This is a genomic window from Janthinobacterium sp. HH104 (genome assembly GCF_001758715.1).
Taxonomy (GTDB): domain Bacteria; phylum Pseudomonadota; class Gammaproteobacteria; order Burkholderiales; family Burkholderiaceae_D; genus Janthinobacterium; species Janthinobacterium aestuarii.
Map to the genome: position 1 here is coordinate 1 of NZ_LRIB01000024.1, position 16799 is coordinate 16799.

At 60.1% G+C, this 16799-nt stretch carries 19 protein-coding genes; 7 read left to right on the forward strand and 12 right to left on the reverse strand.

The window, feature by feature from the left end; genetic code table 11:
• Positions 1 to 136: 136 nt before the first annotated feature.
• On the reverse strand, positions 137 to 1483 hold the full coding sequence (locus JAB6_RS08460) for an MFS transporter (RefSeq protein WP_070302334.1): 1347 nt from the start codon (positions 1481 to 1483) through the stop codon (positions 137 to 139).
• A 217-nt stretch (positions 1484 to 1700) separates the two neighbouring features.
• Between JAB6_RS08460 and cyoA the strand changes: the two genes are divergently transcribed.
• The 7 genes from cyoA to JAB6_RS08495 all read left to right on the forward strand — a co-directional run bounded on the left by cyoA (position 1701) and on the right by JAB6_RS08495 (position 8469).
• Positions 1701 to 2684 carry a ubiquinol oxidase subunit II gene (cyoA, locus tag JAB6_RS08465; RefSeq protein WP_083292615.1) on the forward strand — a complete coding sequence of 328 codons (984 nt, stop codon included), beginning with the start codon at positions 1701 to 1703 and terminating at the stop codon, positions 2682 to 2684.
• Between the two features lie 84 nt (positions 2685 to 2768).
• Positions 2769 to 4772 carry a cytochrome o ubiquinol oxidase subunit I gene (gene cyoB / locus JAB6_RS08470; RefSeq protein WP_034748052.1) on the forward strand — a complete coding sequence of 668 codons (2004 nt, stop codon included), beginning with the start codon at positions 2769 to 2771 and terminating at the stop codon, positions 4770 to 4772.
• Positions 4765 to 5403: a cytochrome o ubiquinol oxidase subunit III gene (gene cyoC / locus JAB6_RS08475; RefSeq protein ID WP_034788486.1), complete on the forward strand. Its 639-nt coding sequence runs from the start codon at positions 4765 to 4767 to the stop codon at positions 5401 to 5403. The genes cyoB and cyoC overlap by 8 nt, the downstream gene beginning before the upstream one ends.
• Entirely contained in the window at positions 5400 to 5786 is a 387-nt protein-coding gene (gene cyoD / locus JAB6_RS08480) for a cytochrome o ubiquinol oxidase subunit IV (RefSeq protein WP_034748058.1), read from the forward strand. Before cyoC ends, cyoD begins: the two co-directional genes overlap by 4 nt.
• Positions 5783 to 6610 (forward strand): SURF1 family protein, encoded by an 828-nt coding sequence (locus JAB6_RS08485; protein ID WP_083292616.1) that lies wholly within the window; start codon positions 5783 to 5785, stop codon positions 6608 to 6610. Before cyoD ends, JAB6_RS08485 begins: the two co-directional genes overlap by 4 nt.
• Entirely contained in the window at positions 6594 to 7943 is a 1350-nt protein-coding gene (locus JAB6_RS08490; RefSeq protein ID WP_034748064.1) for an ATP-binding protein, read from the forward strand. The genes JAB6_RS08485 and JAB6_RS08490 overlap by 17 nt, the downstream gene beginning before the upstream one ends.
• Positions 7933 to 8469, forward strand: coding sequence for a response regulator transcription factor (locus JAB6_RS08495; protein WP_034748067.1), 537 nt, complete (start codon positions 7933 to 7935; stop codon positions 8467 to 8469). The genes JAB6_RS08490 and JAB6_RS08495 overlap by 11 nt, the downstream gene beginning before the upstream one ends.
• A 61-nt stretch (positions 8470 to 8530) precedes the next feature.
• Here JAB6_RS08495 and JAB6_RS08500 read toward each other — a convergent pair whose 3' ends face one another.
• The 11 genes from JAB6_RS08500 to JAB6_RS08550 form a co-directional block, all read right to left on the reverse strand.
• The gene (locus tag JAB6_RS08500; RefSeq protein WP_070302338.1) at positions 8531 to 9379 is read right to left on the reverse strand and encodes a phosphodiester glycosidase family protein; all 849 of its coding nucleotides are present in this window, start codon (positions 9377 to 9379) and stop codon (positions 8531 to 8533) included.
• Complete coding sequence (locus JAB6_RS08505; protein WP_070302340.1) at positions 9380 to 10063, reverse strand: hypothetical protein; 684 nt, start codon at positions 10061 to 10063, stop codon at positions 9380 to 9382.
• 248 nt (positions 10064 to 10311) lie between these two features.
• On the reverse strand, positions 10312 to 11025 hold the full coding sequence (locus JAB6_RS08510; protein WP_070302342.1) for a hypothetical protein: 714 nt from the start codon (positions 11023 to 11025) through the stop codon (positions 10312 to 10314).
• 161 nt (positions 11026 to 11186) lie between these two features.
• Positions 11187 to 11771: a hypothetical protein gene (locus JAB6_RS08515; RefSeq protein ID WP_139143326.1), complete on the reverse strand. Its 585-nt coding sequence runs from the start codon at positions 11769 to 11771 to the stop codon at positions 11187 to 11189.
• Positions 11772 to 11785: 14 nt separating this feature from the next.
• Positions 11786 to 12268 carry a GNAT family N-acetyltransferase gene (locus JAB6_RS08520; protein ID WP_217494614.1) on the reverse strand — a complete coding sequence of 161 codons (483 nt, stop codon included), beginning with the start codon at positions 12266 to 12268 and terminating at the stop codon, positions 11786 to 11788.
• 2 nt (positions 12269 to 12270) lie between these two features.
• Positions 12271 to 12915 (reverse strand): hypothetical protein, encoded by a 645-nt coding sequence (locus JAB6_RS08525; protein ID WP_254671527.1) that lies wholly within the window; start codon positions 12913 to 12915, stop codon positions 12271 to 12273.
• Between the two features lie 56 nt (positions 12916 to 12971).
• Complete coding sequence (locus JAB6_RS08530; protein WP_070302348.1) at positions 12972 to 13337, reverse strand: hypothetical protein; 366 nt, start codon at positions 13335 to 13337, stop codon at positions 12972 to 12974.
• A 26-nt stretch (positions 13338 to 13363) separates the two neighbouring features.
• Positions 13364 to 14167 carry a phosphonate ABC transporter, permease protein PhnE gene (gene phnE / locus JAB6_RS08535; RefSeq protein WP_070302350.1) on the reverse strand — a complete coding sequence of 268 codons (804 nt, stop codon included), beginning with the start codon at positions 14165 to 14167 and terminating at the stop codon, positions 13364 to 13366.
• Positions 14164 to 14976 (reverse strand): ABC transporter permease, encoded by an 813-nt coding sequence (locus JAB6_RS08540; RefSeq protein WP_070302415.1) that lies wholly within the window; start codon positions 14974 to 14976, stop codon positions 14164 to 14166. Before JAB6_RS08540 ends, phnE begins: the two co-directional genes overlap by 4 nt.
• Before the next feature lie 11 nt (positions 14977 to 14987).
• Positions 14988 to 15800, reverse strand: a complete 813-nt coding sequence (locus tag JAB6_RS08545) for a phosphonate ABC transporter ATP-binding protein (RefSeq protein WP_070302351.1) — start codon at positions 15798 to 15800, stop codon at positions 14988 to 14990.
• A gap of 131 nt (positions 15801 to 15931) precedes the next feature.
• Positions 15932 to 16798, reverse strand: coding sequence for a putative selenate ABC transporter substrate-binding protein (locus JAB6_RS08550; RefSeq protein WP_070302353.1), 867 nt, complete (start codon positions 16796 to 16798; stop codon positions 15932 to 15934).
• Between the last annotated feature and the right edge of the window lies 1 nt (position 16799).

Genomic DNA, 16799 nt, shown 5'->3' on the forward strand with positions numbered 1-16799 from the left:
CGTCCTGCGGGCTAAGCCGACCTACGAAAAAACGCCGGACGGTGCCGGCGTTTTTGGGGTGTTTTTGGGGTGTTCCGGATGGCGGCGCGCTGCCACCCGGATTGCCTCTCTCTCTATATATATGTCAGTCTATATGTCAGTCGCGGATTTCCAGCGCCCGGTTTAGGCTCAGGGCGGCCAGCGAGGCGACGGCACCCGACAGCAGGTAGAAGCTGACATAGGCGAGGCCGAAGTTGGCCGACAGGCCCAGCGCCACGAGCGGGGCGAAGCCGGCACCGACCAGCCAGGCCAGGTCGGACGTCAGGGCCGCGCCCGTGTAGCGGAAGCGGGCAGGGAAGTTGGCCGTCACGGCGCCGGCTGCCTGGCCGTAGGACAAGCCCAGCAGGCTGAAGCCCACGAGGATGAAGACGTCCTGGCCCGTATTGCCGCCACCCATCAGGGTTGGCACGAAGGCGCTGAAGATGGCGATCAGCACGGCCAGCACGCCCAGGGTGGTGCGGCGGCCCACTTTATCGGCCAGCACGCCGGAAATCACCACGCCGACGGCGGCCAGCACGGCGCCCAGCATCTGGATTTGCAGGAAGTCCGAGGCGGAACGCGTCTGGTAGACGGAAATCCACGACAGCGGGAACACGGTGACGAGGTGGAACAGGGCGTAGCTGGCCAACGCGGCGAGGGCGCCGATCAGCACGTTGCGGCCCTGGCCGCGGCTCATTTCAAACACGCTCACGGGCTGCAGTTCGCGTTCGTCGAGCAGGCGCGCATATTCATTCGTCGACACGAGGCGCAGACGGGCAAACAGGGCTACCACGTTGATGGCGAAAGCCACATAGAAAGGATAGCGCCAGCCCCAGTCGAGGAAGTCTTCATCCGTCAGGGTGGTCAGCATGAACCAGAACAGGCCGGCGGCGATCAGGAAGCCAACCGGTGCGCCCAGCTGGCCCAACATGGCGTACCAGCCGCGCTTGTTTTCCGGCGCGTTCAGTGCCAGCAGCGAAGGCAAGCCATCCCACGAACCGCCCAGCGCCACGCCCTGGCCAATGCGCAGCACGGACAGCCAGATGATGGCGGCAAAGCCCAGGTGCGAGTAGGTCGGCAGGAAGGCGATGCCGGCCGTCGACACGCCCAGCAGGAAGAGGGCGAATGTCAGCTTGGCGCTGCGTCCCATGCGGCGCTGGATCTCCATGAAGATCACGGTGCCGAACGGACGGGCGATGAAGGCGAACGAAAAGATCAGGAATGCATATAATGTACCCTCCAGGCGTTCTTCAAACGGGAAGAAGACGCGTGGAAACACCAGCACCGAGGCGATGGCGTAGACAAAGAAGTCAAAGTATTCGGAAGCGCGGCCGATGATCACGCCGACGGCGATCTCACCGGGGTCGATATGCGATTCGACCATGCCGGCCCCGCGTGCGTCGCGCAGGGAGTGGGGGGAAAAGTCGGCGGGTACATCCCCGCTGTGTATGCGCGTGCTGGACATGATGATCGTCTCCAATATAGTTTCGAGTTCGGCCAACGCGTAACATACCCCGGGTGTCTCACGCCCGGAGTAGGACTATTCAATAGATAGCTGTAGGAAAACTCCGCAGCCACCCAGTGAAAATCCGAGCAAGGGGTAGGACAAAACGTCCAATTGCCAACGCGCTCCAGTGAGAATACAGTACCATATCTTCATCCCCTGTACTGGACTTTCCTGTATGTTTTCATTAAAAGTTCGTCGCGGACTGCTTCTTTCACCTCTCGCATTGTTGGCTGGTTGCAATACGGTGGTACTGAATGCGTCTGGTGACATCGCAGTTCAGCAAGGCAATCTGATTGTCATCTCGACATTGCTGATGCTGTTGATTATCGTTCCGGTAATCGCCCTGACCCTGCTTTTCGCATGGCGCTATAGAAAAAACAACACCGCGGCCAAATACGAGCCGGACTGGGACCACTCGACTCGCCTCGAGCTGATTATCTGGGGCGCGCCCCTGTTGATCATTATCGTGCTGGGCCTGCTGACCTGGATCAGTACCCACACCCTCGATCCATACCGCCCATTGAGCCGTATCGACGCCAACCGTCCTATTCCTGCCAGCCACAAGCCGATGATCGTCGAAGTCGTGGCCCTGGACTGGAAATGGCTGTTCATCTACCCGGAGCAAGGCATCGCTTCCGTGAATGAACTGTACGCGCCTGTCGATCGTCCAATCCGCTTCAAGATCACCGCGTCGTCCGTCATGAACTCGTTCTTCATCCCCGCACTGGCAGGTCAGATCTACGCCATGCCGGGCATGGAAACGCAGTTGAATGCCGTCATCAACAAGCCTGGTGTCTACAAGGGCTTCTCCGCGAACTACAGCGGTGCCGGTTTCTCGGGCATGCGCTTCAAGTTCCACGGTGTCAATGATGCGGACTTCGACAAATGGGTGGAATCGGCACGTGCCGGTGGCGGCGCGCTGAACCGCGACGACTACCTGTCGCTGGCCCAGCCTAGCGAACGCGATCCGGTCCGCCGCTACAGCGCCGTGCCTAACGACCTGTACAAGGCAATCCTGAACCGCACCATCGTTTCCGACGCCCTGTGCGTGACGCCGGTCCAGCCATATAAGTTGACGATGGCAAATAGCCCGGTAGCGGCCGTAACGGCAGTAGTCGCTAGCGATGCAGTGGTTGAAAAGGGCGTTCAAGCCAAGTAACAACTGCATGAATCCCGCAGCGCATTGCGCTGCAGATACTGGCGCCGTTTGCCTGGCGCCTCCCTTTTTTCTCTGAGAGTAACAATGCTAGACCATATTGATCTGACGAAGCTTATATTCGGCCGTCTGACTTGGGATGCAATTCCATTTCACGAACCTATCCTGCTGGTGACCTTTGCCATGGTTGCCCTGGGCGGTATCGCACTCGTTGCGGCACTGACGTATTTCCGCGTCTGGGGTACCCTGTGGCGCGACTGGATCACCAGTATCGACCATAAAAAAATCGGTATCATGTACATGATCCTGGGCCTCGTCATGCTGCTGCGCGGCTTTGCCGATGCGCTGATGATGCGTACCCAGCAGGCTGTCGCCTTTGGCGACAATGCCGGCTTCCTGCCACCGCATCACTACGACCAGATCTTCACCGCTCACGGCGTGATCATGATCTTCTTCGTCGCGATGCCTTTCGTGACGGGTCTGATGAACTACGTGGTGCCGCTGCAAATCGGCGCGCGCGACGTGGCTTTCCCATTCCTTAACAACTTCAGCTTCTGGATGACCACCATGGGCGCCGCCCTGGTCATGGCTTCGCTGTTCGTCGGCGAATTCGCCCGCACGGGCTGGCTGGCGTATCCACCACTGTCGGGCATCGTCGGCAGTCCGGACGTGGGGGTAGACTATTACATCTGGTCCTTGCAGATTGCCGGGGTCGGGACGCTATTGTCCGGTGTCAACCTGATCGCCACCATCGTCAAGATGCGCGCGCCAGGCATGACCTGGATGAAAATGCCCGTCTTCACCTGGACCGCACTGTGCACCAACATCCTGATCGTCGCCGCTTTCCCGGTGCTGACGGCTGTGCTGGCCATGCTGTCGCTGGACCGCGTTGCAGGCTTTAACTTCTTCACGACGGAACTGGGCGGCAACGCCATGATGTACGTCAACCTGATCTGGATCTGGGGCCACCCAGAGGTCTACATCCTGATCCTGCCGCTGTTCGGCGTGTTCTCGGAAGTCGTCGCCACGTTCAGCAGCAAGCGCCTGTTCGGCTACGCCTCGATGGTGTACGCCACCTGCGTCATCATGATCCTGTCGTACCTGGTATGGCTGCATCACTTCTTTACCATGGGTTCGGGCGCCAGCGTCAACTCCTTCTTCGGCATCACGACGATGATCATTTCGATCCCGACGGGCGCGAAGATCTTCAACTGGCTGTTTACCATGTACCGCGGCCGCATCCGTTTTGAACTGCCCATGCTGTGGACGATCGGCTTTATGGTCACCTTCACCATCGGCGGCATGACCGGTGTATTGCTGGCCGTACCACCAGCTGACTTCGTGCTGCACAACAGCCTGTTCCTGATCGCCCACTTCCATAACGTGATTATCGGCGGCGTGGTCTTCGGTGTCTTCGCTGCGATTAACTACTGGTACCCGAAAGCCTTCGGCTACAAGCTCGACGTGTTCTGGGGCAAGTGCTCGTTCTGGTTCTGGTTCGTCGGCTTCTACCTGGCCTTCATGCCGCTGTACGTGCTGGGCCTGATGGGCGTGACCCGTCGTGTCAACCACTTCGAAGATCCATCGTTGCAAATCTGGACCATCATCGCCTGGTTTGGCGCCGTCTCGATCGCACTGGGTATTGCTTCCATGCTGATCCAGTTCTTCGTCAGCTACCGCAACCGTCACGCTCTGCGCGACGTGACCGGTGACCCATGGGGTGGCCGTACGCTGGAATGGTCGACGTCGTCGCCACCGCCAGACTATAATTTCGCCTTTACGCCACAAGTGCACGAACTCGATGCATGGACTGACATGAAGAAACACGGTTACCAGCGTCCGACGTCCGGTTTCACGAAGATCCACATGCCGAAGAACACCTGGGCTGGTTTCGTGATCGCCGCACTGTCCGCACTGGTCGGTTTTGGCCTGATCTGGCAAATGTGGCTCGTCGCCAGCATTGGCTTCGTGATTATGATGGTTACCATCATCGTCCATACCTTTAACTACAAGCGCGATTACTACATTCCTGCGGAAGAAGTGGTCCGTACCGAAGACGCTTATACTAAATTGCTGAGCAGCCATGTCTGATACCATCGCCCATAACACCGGCGCCGCTGGCGCCGCACCAAGCACGCGCAGCTACTTTGTGCGCGAGCACCACCCGGAAAACGGCAGCCTGCTGGGTTTCTGGCTCTACCTGATGAGCGATTGCCTGATCTTCGCCTGTCTGTTCGCCACGTACGCCGTGGTCGGCCGCAGCTACGCGGACGGCCCGACGGGCGCCGCGCTGTTCGACCTGCCGCTGGTGGCCGTCAACACGGCCATGCTGCTGCTGTCGTCGATCACCTACGGCTTCGCCATGCTGGCCATGCAGCGCAAGCAATTGCGCAGCACCCTGGTCTGGCTGGGCATCACGGGCCTGTTCGGCCTGGCCTTCCTGTCGCTGGAAATGTATGAATTCATTCATCTGATCCACGAAGGCGCCGGTCCGCAGCGCAGCGCGTTCCTGTCGTCGTTCTTCGCCCTGGTCGGTACCCACGGCTTGCACGTGACGTTCGGCGTGATCTGGCTCGTGACCTTGATGTTCCAGTTGAACAAGCATGGCCTGACCCCGGAAAACGGCCGCCGCATGATGTGCCTGTCGCTGTTCTGGCACTTCCTGGACGTCATCTGGATCGGCGTCTTCACCTTTGTCTACCTGATGGGAGTGCTGCCATGAGCGACCACCACACACACGGCGATAGCCACCACCATGACAACCACGATCATGGCAGCCTGAAAAGCTACACGATCGGTTTCATCCTGTCGGTGATCCTGACGGCCATTCCGTTCTGGCTGGTGATGACGAAAGCCATCACCAACTCGGGCACCATGGGCCTGGTCCTGCTGGCGTTCGCGGCTGTTCAAGTCGTGGTACACATGGTGTACTTCCTGCACATGAACACCAAGTCCGAAGGCGGCTGGAACATGATGGCGCTGATCTTCACCATCATGATCGTGGGCATTGCCATGGCCGGTTCCCTGTGGGTCATGTACCACATGAACCACAACATGATGCCGGATCTGATGCCTGAGTACATGCATACGAAAACGGCTCCATGATGAGTAATACGCGCCCAAGCAACACCGGGCGCGCCCCTGGCGCCGCATCGCAAGATGCCGCGCCAGGCCCACGCGGCATGGCTGTGCGCTACGCATTAGCCTTGCTGGCGGGGATCTTGTTTGCCGGTTTCTGTGCCTTGGGCACCTGGCAAGTCAAGCGCCTGTTCTGGAAGCTTGACCTGATCGAGCGCGTCGAACAACGCGTACATGCGCCCGCAACGGACGCCCCTGGACCCGCAGCCTGGGCCAGCATCACGCAGCAAACGGACGAATACCGCCATGTGCGACTCTCCGGTACCTATCTCCCCATTTTTAATACCCTGGTGCAAGCAACGACGGCACTGGGCAGCGGTTACTGGCTGATGACGCCCTTGCGTCTGGCCGATGGCAGCACCGTGCTGGTCAACCGCGGCTTCGTGCCGAAACGCGAAGGCATCGCCGCCAGCACGCCGGCCGGCATCGTGCACGTCGACGGCTTGCTGCGCGTCAGCGAGACGGGCGGCGGCTTCCTGCGCGAAAACAGTCCCGCCACGCAACACTGGTATTCGCGCGACGTGGCCGCCATCGGCGCCTCGCACATGCTGAGCAACGTGGCGCCGTATTTTGTCGACGCAAAGGCCAAATCGGAAACGGCCGTTGATGCACCCGTCGGCGGCCTGACCGTGATTTCCTTCCACAACAACCACCTCGTGTACGCCCTGACGTGGTTCGCGCTGGCCCTGATGGTGGCCGGCATCACGTGGTGGCTCGTGCGCGAGGACAAGCGCCGCCGCGCGCGCCGTAATGCCGGTCTTCAAGAGAGTGACCATGCCGGGCAGGATTGAGATCCTGCCCAACCGCGAAGTGTTAGAGCGCGGCGCGGTGGCGGCCGAGATGGAACATCCGGCCGGCCACCAGAACATGAAGCTGCTGATCCAGCTGCGCTGGCTGGCCGTTATCGGCCAGATCAGCACGATCTTCGGCGTGGGCGTGGGACTGGGCATCGCCTTGCCCGTGCCCTACATGCTCGAAGTGCTGTCCTGCCTCATCGCTTTTAACCTTGCCAGCCTGCTGCGCTGGCATGAACGCCAGCCCGTTTCCAACACGGCCCTGTTCCTCGCTCTGCTGGTCGACGTCACCGTGCTGACGGCCCAGCTCTACCTGAGCGGCGGCATCAGCAACCCGTTTGCCTTCCTGTACCTGCTGCAAGTCATCCTCAGCGCCGTGCTGCTGGAAGTGTGGTCGACCTGGATCATGGTGGCCATCACGAGCCTGTGCCTGGCCGGCCTGGCCTTGCTGCCCGGCCCCTTGATTCTGCCGATCGACCCCGAGCGGGGCTTTTCCAGCCTCTACGTGCAGGGCTTGCTGATCTGCTTTATTTTGAATGCCGCCTTGCTGGTGGTGTTCATCACGCGCATCAACCGCAACCAGCGCGCCGGCGACGCCAAGGTGGCGGACTTGCGCCAGCGCGCGGCGGAAGAAGAGCACATCATCCGCATGGGCTTGCTGGCCTCGGGCGCCGCGCACGAGCTGGGCACGCCGCTGGCAACCCTGTCCGTCATCCTCGGCGACTGGCGCCGCATGCCGGAACTGAGCAAGAACAGCGAATTGCTGGAAGAAATCACGGAAATGCAGGCCCAGTTGCAGCGCTGCAAGAGCATCGTCAGCGGCATTTTATTGTCGGCGGGCGAGGCGCGCGGGGAATCTTCCGTGAAGACGACGATCAATACCTTCCTCAACGACCTGGTCGACGAGTGGCGCACCAGCCGCCCGATCCAGGGTTTCGAATACGATAACCGCATCGAGCACGACGTGCCCGTCGTCTTCGATTCGACCCTGAAGCAAACCATCTGCAATGTGCTCGACAATGCGCTGGAAGCGTCGCCCGAGTGGCTGCGTTTCGAAGCGACGCGCGAAGCGGATGCCTTGCACCTGGTCATTACCGATGCGGGCCCCGGCTTCGAGCCGTCGATGCTGACGCACCTGGGTAAACCGTACCAAAGCAGCAAGGGCAAGCCCGGCGGCGGCCTCGGTTTGTTCCTGGTGGTCAATGTCGCGCGTACCCTGGGCGGCACGGTGACGGCACGCAACCGGGTGCAGGGCGGGGCGGTGGTGCACCTGGCCTTGCCGCTGGCGGCCATCAAACTGGAAAGAGAAAGCGACCACCATGCAGGATGACCGTCTGTTACTGATCGTGGAAGACGATGCCGCGTTTGCCCGCACCCTGGGCCGCTCGTTCGAACGGCGCGGCTACCAAGTCATCCTGGCCACCAATTTCGACGAAGCGAGCGCCTTGCTCGAGCAGCATTGCCCCGACTACGCCGTCGTCGATTTGAAGTTGAATGGGAACACCTCGGGCCTGGCCTGCGTGCAGATGCTGCACCAGCATGACCCGGACATGCTGATCGTCGTGCTGACCGGCTACGCCAGCATCGGCACGGCCGTCGAAGCGATCAAGCTGGGTGCCTGTCAGTACCTGGCGAAACCGTCGAACACGGACGACATCGAAGCGGCCTTTGGCCACGTGGCCGGCAATGCCGACATCGAACTGACGAACCGCGCCACCAACATCAAGACGCTCGAATGGGAACGCATCCACGAAATGCTGGCCGAGACGGATTTCAATATCTCGGAAACGGCCCGCCGCCTCGGCATGCACCGGCGTACATTGGCGCGCAAGCTGGAGAAGCAGCGGGTGAAGTAAGGCGTTTCCCTGCAAACCTCGCCTGATAAAACCGCGAAGTGTGGCGCGAGCCGGAGTGTTGTTATTTTTGACGCCTGCCCCGATACGGGAGTGAATGGATGACCAGGGCACTGGGAATGACAGCATCGACGTTGCCAAAGATACGGGTACCATTTTCGTCCTTGAGCATCATTCCTGAATCGACGTCTCCGTCAAGATTGAGGACGGCATTCAGGCCGGTGCCCAGGGCGCCACCCGGGCGAAGTATCTCCGCCAGATCAAACAGTGAGGCGCTCGTCGTCTGTATCAGGTACACCCATCCCTTTTGATCGATACCCACCAGCGAGCGTACGGCCCTGACCGATTGTTGCGACTTGCGTATGCCGTTCACACCATTTTTTTCAATGACCATTGGGCCGGACTGAATGGCAGATAGGCAGTCGGTCGTGGCGATGGCGCTGATTTCATCGATGGCGATGCGTCCATCGCGGTGGATGCAGATGACCCCTCTGATTTTTGTTGAATCGTTGATGATTTTCGAGGTATGTTTGCCTTCGGATAAAATCAAGCCGGTCGGTATCGGCTTGATGAGGGAGCGCGTGTAGCCACCGTTAATTGCCGCAGCAGGAGTAATCAGGCGCATCACTTCTCGCAGGCTGAAGGCGATCTGCATGGAATTCTTGTCATGCGGATTGGACAAGTAGCGCACGTCAACGACCGATATGCGCACCAGCGCGGGATTGACACGGATAAGGTGAAAATCCACGGAATCGGCACTGCTTTTGTTCACCGCAACGGTTGCGTCGCTGATCTCTATGCCGGGCGCCACTTTTTTGTACTGCAACGGAATGCCTGCACTTGCCGATGGCATTGCAATGGTCGCCAGCACCGAGATGCCCAGGTAAACAAGTTGCCTTTTGAAATGGGACATTTATTGTTGCCTCATTTTTTTGTTTCTGACGATAATGACGCACGTAATGATGACATCCTTGTTCTGTACATCGGTTGGGCTGATCGATAGCAGATGCAGGTTGGGCAATCTTTTATGTTTGGAAAACTGGTCAAAGTTGAGTTTTTTGGCTAGCGAGATATTCAAAACGGGACGGCTCATTGGAATGGAATGATCGGAACCTCCGTCGTCATCGATCGGTTTCTGGTCCACGGTTGCCACATATCGAAAGTCGAGTTGTTCTGTGTCGACGTAGATGGTCAGTTCAACTTCCTGCTCGGGAGTCGAATAGAAAGGGATATTGTTGTCATTGAATTTGCCCCTGGCCGGCAGAATCATCACCTTCGTATAGCCGGAGTCCACATGATCATGCAGGAAGTCCAGAACGTTGGTTTTCAAGGCAGTCGATTCCTTGCTATCCGTATCGGTGCTCAATTTCAGCAATTCTTCCCGTATCAGCGATGGTGGATAGATATATTTTACGATCGGTGTAAAAATGAGTTCTTTGTATCCAATCCCCATGAATCCTAGCGCTCCAAGTAGAAATGTCAATGTGCCAATTTGTGCGGCCAGGAGTTTTAATTTGCGTTTGACGTACAGTTCCATCTGGGCATTAAAGTCAGCATCCTTCTGGCTGGAATCACGCTCGTTGCTGGATGCTTCCATGGGGCGCTCCGGAAGTAAAATAAGGACGGCAGCAAAGGAATACGAGCAATCAATGTCTCCAAAAAACGGTTGCAGCCATGGGGCGCTACATCCGTGGTTAATTCTTGCAGCTGCAGCTGCTTTGGTGCTGATAAATATCTAGATATCCTGCTAAACGGGGGCTATTTCCTGTTTCCATGCGCGGCTCGCCAGCAGCAAGATCATTGAAAACGCGGCAGGCAATGTGGCGACAATGCAGGGTACGCAGGCTAATTGTTATCGAATGTCAGTTCGATCATACTGTCATCGCTCCAATCCTGCTCCCGCAACGGTGGCGTGAACGACGAACCGCTGAAGGGCACGGGCGCGCTTTTGCCGTTGTAGCTGATGGTCGCGGCCGTGATGCGCCGTGGTTCGGAAAAGCTGTAGGTTCCCTTTTGCGACACGAAATTGCAGGGTCCGCCCAATGCGCCCATCGCCGTGCGCATAGCAAAAGGCAAGGTGTCCTTGTCGATGGCCCAATGGACTTCGCACGCCAGCCGCAGGTCGCCCAGGCGGCGCAACGTGTCGCTGGACGCCGCGCTCCTGACGTAGGGAATCCACCTGACCGAGCCCGCCTTGCGGTTCACGGTCAGCTCGGCCTTTTCATACAGCGGTCCCTGTTCGACGGGCAAGGTGAAGATATTGCGCTCCCCCATCGGTATGGCCATAGCCGCGTCATCGCTTTCCAGCCGCAGCGCGATGGCGTGCATGTCGACGTCGGCACGGCGCGGCTCCAGGATGAAGCGCAGCTGCGCGCCTGGCGCCAGCGCATGTTTTTCCTCGAAGCGCTTGACGCCCTTGAGCATGGCACTGTAGGGCTTCCAGTCCGGGTCGCGGATGCCCTTTACATTGACGGACGCCGCGACATCCTGAGCGGATGGCTCCGTGGCTTGCGCCGTATCCGCCTGGGCCTGTACCGCGGCGCCGTATAAACACAGCATAAGACCAGCTATTGCACGCATATTCATCCTGTTCATTTGAATCCCAAGTAATCTCACCTTGGCAGAGTGTAGAAAAAAACACAGGCGCCAGGTGGTTTTTAAGACAGGATGTCAATCGGGATGAATGGAGTGCTTGAAATCGCGTTTATCCGGATTCACCATCAATGATCCGCAGCTTGCACGGCGGCGCCCGATGTGACCAGGACTTCATGTTCATAGGCGCCCAGATGGCCGTAATGGCCTTTGGGACTGAGATAACCGGCAATATGCACGCGCGGCTGCTCATAGCTTGAATTGGGCGCCACCAGGCCGACGTCCCGCCACCCGACGCTGCCGAAGGAGTTGAACCACCATGCTCTGGCGTCAAGGTCGAGATCAGTATGGGCCGGTTGGAAAACGCTCTTTTCAAAGCCCCGCGACCAGACGCCATCGCGCTCGATGGCACGGTAGCCATAGCCTGCCATGATGTTGGTCCGTTCGGACGGATGATCGCGCCAATAGCGTTGGCCATTCACGTAGGCATCACGCATGGCGGCCGATTGCGTCACGATGCCGCCTGAGGGATGGGTCAAGCCTTGAAAGAACCATTGCGCGTAGTCGGCTGGCGGCGTGGATGCTTGCTTGTCCGCCGCCTGTGTTTGCGCAAACGCATGGGCATATTCAAGAACGATATCGGGAATATTCGCTGCGCTCGCCTTGCCGGCAAGGACAGTCAACAGCAGGAGTGTCGAGATAGATCGCAGCATCGCTTTGCACCTTTCTACTGATTAATACCTATGCCGGCGCCAGCCATTCCATCTTCTGCACCTGGATATGCGGATGGCTTTCCAGCGCTTCCCACTCCGGCAAAAAGACAAAGCCCTGTTTCCGGTAAAACGCGGCGGCGCGTGCATTTTCCGGCGCCACGTCGAGCACTGCCGACAGCGCATTGTTTCACGGCGTCGACCAGGCCCTGCGCCACGGCCATGCCCCGATATTCGCGATGCACCCACATGGCGATCAGGTGGCACTCGCCATTGCCGGCCACCACTTGCGCGGCCAGGCCGATGGGGTGTTCTCCGCCAAAGGCGAGGAAAAACGTGCGCTGGGGCGTGCTGGTGGCGCGCTGCTGCCAGTCGGCATCGGAAAAACCGGCGGCGCTGGCGTGGCTGGCGCCAAAGGCCGTGGGCGCGTCGAGCAGGGCGGCCAGACGCGTGGACTTCAGTGCCGGCCAGTCGGCGGCAGTGGTGGGGTGTATCAGCATGCTCAATTGAAGACGATCGCCGTCTTGTGCTCGATGCTGAGCCGGCATGCCTCGTACGCGGCCAGCCAGGCGACCAGTTCGCGCTCCAGGCCGTCCTCCGCGTCGATGCGCGCATTGATGCGGGCCGCTTCTTCATCGCTCAGTTCGTTACCCAGCAGGAAGATGCCCAGCGCGGGCGCGACCGTGACCAGTTCAGCGCGCAGGCTGTACGAGGAGCCCAGCATGCCACCCAGCAGCGCGTGTTCCTCATCGGCAAAAATGACTTCCTCGAAGACCAGGGGGAAATAAAAACCTTCGCAATCGGAATGGCAGATCAGGTGGCTGTCAAAGTCATCTTGCGCGGCATCGAGCACCGGATCCTCGCTTGCATCCTCGCCGTCGGCCAGTGGCGTGGCACGCCATTGCGCATCGAGGCGCGCATGGGCATACGCGCGGCGCAGCGTGTGCAGGAAGCTGTATGGAAAGGAATCGAGCATGACGCGCGAGTCCAGTTGCGGCAGCGCAGCTGGTTCGTTGTGCTGTGGCAATCCCGCCTTTTGCAGCAGCAGATTGGCTTCCTCCAAAGCGGTGACGAGCCACTGCGCGCCTTCCGGGTCTTCTTCCAGCAGGTCGGCAAGGGCGCCGACCGAAATTGCCAATCCCATCATGAACTCCTCTAGTTGCAGCTGCGCATCAGTCTAAACCATTTGCCTTTAATCATCATTTACGATTGATCCCACACTTCGATGGTCAGCAGCTGACCGGGCTTACAGGCGGCGATGCGGTCCTGGTGCACGGTAATGCAGCCGGGCCAGCCTGTGAGCCGGTCCTGCGGAAATTCGCCATCCTGCGCTTCGGCGATGCCCGCCTGCAGCAGGGGCACGACGACGTTCGCCAGCGCCGTGTAGCGGTTGGGAAAGCCGTTGAAAGCCAGCTGGGTTGCCTTGCCATCGTGGCACAGCTGGGCGATCCAGTCGGCGCCGAACAGGCCCGCTTCCCACGTGGCGAGAAAAGCGTCCTTGTTGACTTTCGTCATGTCGGCCATTTGCTCCGGCGTGTCTGTCGAGATAATGGTCCACCAGCCTGACATGGATTTTCCTTGTGAAAAGTAAAAAATTAACGGGTCATGGCGCGGCGCAGCAGGTAGCTGAGGCCATCGACGGCGGCCACCATCAGCAGCATGGCGACGATGACGGTAGCGGCGTTTTGCATCTGGAACAGCGACAGATGGTATTTCAGCATTTGCCCCAGGCCGCCAGCACCGACGACGCCGAGGATGGCGGCTGCGCGGATATTGTTTTCCCAGCGGTACAAGGTGTACGACATCATCTGCGGACCGCACTGGGGCAAGGTGGCGTACAGGAAGGCCACGGCAGGACGCGCGCCATTGATGCGCAAGGTGGTGGCCGGCAAGGGCGGGCAATTCTCAAACGCATCGGCAAACAACCGGCCCAGCACGCCCATCGTATGCAGCGCCAGCGCCAGGGTGCCCGCGAACGGGCCCAGGCCGGCGGCGATCAGCAGAATCGAAGCCCATACCAGTTCGGGAATCGAGCGCAGCACGTTGAGTATCGCGCGCGTGGCATTGCGCGCCAAGCGACCAAAGCGGCCGCTGGCGGGCAGGGCCAGCAGCGCGCCCACGAGTGCCGCGATCACCGTGCCGATGGCCGACATGGCCAGTGTCTCGAACGTGGCGACGCCCACTTTCATGAGGAAGTTCGGCGCCAGCTCGGGCGGGGCGAAGCCGTGCAGGAAGTCGGCGCTCGTGCGCACGGCGTCCGCGCTGAAGAACTCGCCCCATTTCAGGGGCAGGGTGGCGAAGCTGGCGATGACCAGCAGCAGCAAGCCGGCCAGCAAGGCCCAGGTCGACCACCGCACGGGCGATGGGGTGGGCAGCATGGCGTCAAGGTGATGCTTCATGCCAGCCTCCGGCGCAGCATGGCGGACACGGCGTCGGCGCCCGCCACCAGCAGCACGAACACCATCAGCATGGTGGCCAGTTCACTGCCCGCCATCATCTTCATCGATTCATCCATGCGCTGGCCCAGGCCGCCCGCGCCGACAAAACCCATGACGACGGAGCCGCGGATCGCGCATTCCCAGCGGTAAATCGTGTATGACACCAGTTCGGCGGCCGATTCGGGCAGGGCGCCGTACAGCAAGGCTTGTAATCTGCCGCTGCCATTGTGGAGCAGGGCGTTGCAGGCGGACGCATCCGACGATTCAAGGATTTCCGCGTAGACCTTGCCCAGCATGCCGCAATAGGTGAGCGCAATGGCGATCACGCCCGCCGTCGGTCCCAGGCCGACGATGCGCACCAACAGCAAGGCCCAGACCAGTTCCGGCACGCTGCGCAGCAGCACCAGCAGCGCGCGCACGGCGTGGCGCACGCTGGCAGCCAGCGGCGACACTCGGCCAGAGCCGATGCGCGAAATCGACAGCCGCTCCGTCACCAGCAGTGTCAATGGAATGGCGCCCAGCATGGCCAGCGCCATGCCGGCCGTGGCCATGGCTATGGTTTCCCAGCTGGATACGGCTACCAGTTGCAGGAATTCCAGCGAGTGGGCGGGTGGCACGAAGCTGGCGATGAATTGCCAGGTGGCGGCCAGGCTTTGCGCATCCCATAAAATCCACGGCTTGAATTCGGCCTGTACCAGCATCGGCCACAGCACGAGCAGCACGACGGCGCCGCCGGTCAGGCGGCCGCGCCAGGCGGGGTCGCGTGGCATGGCGGCGCTCTTCAGCAAAGGGGCCTCGCGGCGTCCAGCTTCGTTTCCACGGCCTCGAATTGCGGAGCGGGATCGGCCTTGTTGCGGTACAGTTCGGCGATCATCGCGTCGCTGACCTTGGCGCCAGGCAAGTCGAAGACAATCTCGCCATCGCGCAGGGCGACGATGCGCGTAAAGCAGGCGCGGGCGATTTCCACCTGGTGCAGGCTGCAGATCAGGGTGGCGTTGCGTTCCGTTGCTTCGGCCTGCAGCACATGGATCGTCTGCAAAGCCAGTGTGGGGTCGAGCGCGGACAAGGGTTCGTCGACAAGGAACACCTCCGCGTTCGACACGAGCGCGCGGGCCATGCCGCAGCGCTGGCGTTCGCCGCCGGACAGGCGGTCGACACGCGCATACAGTTTATCCTGCAGGTTGAATTTACCGAGGGCTTCCCACGCGGCGCGCGGATCGGCCGGCGCCAGCAGCGAGCGGATAGCCGTCCACAAACTCCATTGCGGCAAGCGGCCCGCCAGCACGGCGTTGACGACCCGCTGGCGCGGCGGCAGCGGCGGCGTCTGCGGTGCCAGGAACAGGCGCGCGCGCAAGCGGTGGCGCGCGGCGCTGGCGACTTGCCAGGGTGAAGTGCCAAGAATGTTCAATGTACCCGATTCCGGGCGCAGCGCGCAGGCCAGGGTGTGCAGCAAGCTGGTCTTGCCAGCGCCGGAAGGGCCGATCAGGGCGATCTGTTCACCTTGGGCCACGTCCAGGCTGAGTTCGCGCAGGGCCAGCGCATTGCCGGGCGCACCCGCGTGGTGGACGCTGACCTTGTGAAGTTGGAATGTCATGCGATGTTTCGGTTTTTTTTGGGGCGGTGTCGGATTACACGGCTGCGCCGCTAATCCGACCTACGCCATACAACGGACAGCGTAGGTCGGATTAGTCCGCAGGACGTAATCCGACAGGTTCGGCAATAAAGTTACTTCAACAGCTTCGCATCGCGCGCGGCCGCTTCGATATCCTTGTAGTTCTCGGCCTTGGTCGGGATGAACTTGGTGGCGCGCTGCAATTCGAGGATTTCCTTGCCTTCAGTCGTCGATGGGTCCAGCGCCAGGAAGGCGTCCGTCAGTTTCTTGCGCACGGCGGGGTTCATGTCGGCGCGCACGCTCCAGTTGTAGTCGTAGTAGCCTGGTGTCGTGTAGAACACGCGCACCTTGCTTGGGTCGACCTTTTTCGCTTCGACCAGTTTTTCCCAAACAGAAATGTTCAAGGTGCCCGCATCGACCTTGCCGCCGGCCACTGCCGCCACGGTGGCGTCATGCGCGCCGGAAAACGCGATGCGCTTCATGTCCGTGTCAGGATTGATCTTGGCTGCCAGCAAGTAGTAGCGTGGCATCAAGTGGCCCGAGGTCGACGATTCCGAGCCGAACGTGAAATTCTTGCCTTTCAGGTCGGACAACTGGTTGATGTCCTTGCTGGTGGTCACAAAAACCGAGCGGAATTTCGTGTCTTCCTCGCGCTGCACCAGCGGGACGATCTTGCCGCCGCTGCGCACGTTCGCTTGCACGAAGGTAAAACCGCCGAACCAGACCATGTCGAGCTTGTTATTGATCAAGCCTTCCACGGAGGCCGCATAATCGGTGACAGGCGTGAATTCCACCTTCATGCCCAGCTTTTTCTCCAGGTAGCTGCCCAGCGGCTTGAACTTGCGCTGCAATTCCGTCGGCGCTTCGTCGGGAATGGCGGACACGCGCAACACTTGCTGCGCTTGCGCCAGGCCGCTGTGGATGGCCAGGGTGGCGGCGACGGTGGCCAGGATGGCGGGAAATTTCGAGAATGTGGTCATG

What these genes read in the sequence shown, in the direction of transcription:
- cyoC (WP_034788486.1), top strand. Translation starts at nt 4,765, where the DNA reads ATGTCTGATACCATCGCCCATAACACCGGCGCCGCTGGCGCCGCACCA.
- JAB6_RS08530 (WP_070302348.1), bottom strand. Translation starts at nt 13,337, where the DNA reads ATGTCAGGCTGGTGGACCATTATCTCGACAGACACGCCGGAGCAAATG.
- JAB6_RS08520 (WP_217494614.1), bottom strand. Translation starts at nt 12,268, where the DNA reads ATGCTGATACACCCCACCACTGCCGCCGACTGGCCGGCACTGAAGTCC.
- JAB6_RS08505 (WP_070302340.1), bottom strand. Translation starts at nt 10,063, where the DNA reads ATGGAAGCATCCAGCAACGAGCGTGATTCCAGCCAGAAGGATGCTGAC.
- JAB6_RS08485 (WP_083292616.1), top strand. Translation starts at nt 5,783, where the DNA reads ATGATGAGTAATACGCGCCCAAGCAACACCGGGCGCGCCCCTGGCGCC.
- JAB6_RS08550 (WP_070302353.1), bottom strand. Translation starts at nt 16,798, where the DNA reads ATGACCACATTCTCGAAATTTCCCGCCATCCTGGCCACCGTCGCCGCC.
- JAB6_RS08540 (WP_070302415.1), bottom strand. Translation starts at nt 14,976, where the DNA reads ATGCCACGCGACCCCGCCTGGCGCGGCCGCCTGACCGGCGGCGCCGTC.
- cyoB (WP_034748052.1), top strand. Translation starts at nt 2,769, where the DNA reads ATGCTAGACCATATTGATCTGACGAAGCTTATATTCGGCCGTCTGACT.
- JAB6_RS08495 (WP_034748067.1), top strand. Translation starts at nt 7,933, where the DNA reads ATGCAGGATGACCGTCTGTTACTGATCGTGGAAGACGATGCCGCGTTT.
- JAB6_RS08545 (WP_070302351.1), bottom strand. Translation starts at nt 15,800, where the DNA reads ATGACATTCCAACTTCACAAGGTCAGCGTCCACCACGCGGGTGCGCCC.
- JAB6_RS08525 (WP_254671527.1), bottom strand. Translation starts at nt 12,915, where the DNA reads ATGATGGGATTGGCAATTTCGGTCGGCGCCCTTGCCGACCTGCTGGAA.
- JAB6_RS08515 (WP_139143326.1), bottom strand. Translation starts at nt 11,771, where the DNA reads ATGCTGCGATCTATCTCGACACTCCTGCTGTTGACTGTCCTTGCCGGC.
- phnE (WP_070302350.1), bottom strand. Translation starts at nt 14,167, where the DNA reads ATGAAGCATCACCTTGACGCCATGCTGCCCACCCCATCGCCCGTGCGG.
- JAB6_RS08460 (WP_070302334.1), bottom strand. Translation starts at nt 1,483, where the DNA reads ATGTCCAGCACGCGCATACACAGCGGGGATGTACCCGCCGACTTTTCC.
- cyoA (WP_083292615.1), top strand. Translation starts at nt 1,701, where the DNA reads ATGTTTTCATTAAAAGTTCGTCGCGGACTGCTTCTTTCACCTCTCGCA.
- cyoD (WP_034748058.1), top strand. Translation starts at nt 5,400, where the DNA reads ATGAGCGACCACCACACACACGGCGATAGCCACCACCATGACAACCAC.
- JAB6_RS08500 (WP_070302338.1), bottom strand. Translation starts at nt 9,379, where the DNA reads ATGTCCCATTTCAAAAGGCAACTTGTTTACCTGGGCATCTCGGTGCTG.
- JAB6_RS08510 (WP_070302342.1), bottom strand. Translation starts at nt 11,025, where the DNA reads ATGCTGTGTTTATACGGCGCCGCGGTACAGGCCCAGGCGGATACGGCG.
- JAB6_RS08490 (WP_034748064.1), top strand. Translation starts at nt 6,594, where the DNA reads ATGCCGGGCAGGATTGAGATCCTGCCCAACCGCGAAGTGTTAGAGCGC.